General features: G+C 69.9%; 1 protein-coding gene. It reads left to right on the top strand.

Translation table 11 applies throughout. The features are described from left to right. Window positions 1-511: acyltransferase domain-containing protein (locus tag ACSC1Q_RS43100; protein WP_436764528.1), on the top strand; the 511-nt coding region annotated here is incomplete at both ends.

Below are 511 nucleotides of genomic sequence, written 5' to 3'. Positions count from 1 at the left end.
CGTCTCGCACGCGTTCCACTCGCCGTTGATGGAGCCGATGCTGGCGGAGTTCGAGCAGGTCGTCTCCGCACTCACCTTCGCCGAGCCGAGCATCCCGGTCGTCTCCAACGTGACGGGCCTGCTTGCGGAGCCGGGGTTGTTGACCGACCCGGCGTACTGGGTGCGGCATGTGCGGGAGGCGGTGCGGTTCGCCGATGGGGTGGCCGCCTGCCAGGCGAGTGTGTTCGTGGAGATCGGGCCGGACACGACCTTGACCGCGCTGGCTCAGCAGAGCGTGCAGGACGGCGTGTTCGTCGCGACCGCGCGCAAGGACCGCGACGAGATCCGGACGCTGGTCGAGGCACTCGACCGGCTGCACACGCACGGTGTCTCGCTCGACTGGGACGCCCTCTTCGCTCCGGCGCGGCCCCACCGAGTGGACCTGCCGACGTACGCCTTCCAGCGGGAGCGGTTCTGGGTCCCCACACAGATCGAGTCCGGCGACATGGCCGGTGTGGGGCTCGTCGCCATC

This window comes from Streptosporangium heterodermiicola, from assembly GCF_051390675.1.
GTDB lineage: Bacteria > Actinomycetota > Actinomycetes > Streptosporangiales > Streptosporangiaceae > Streptosporangium.
Note: the sequence above shows the minus strand (reverse complement) of the source record. Positions and strands in the feature narration are given on the sequence as shown.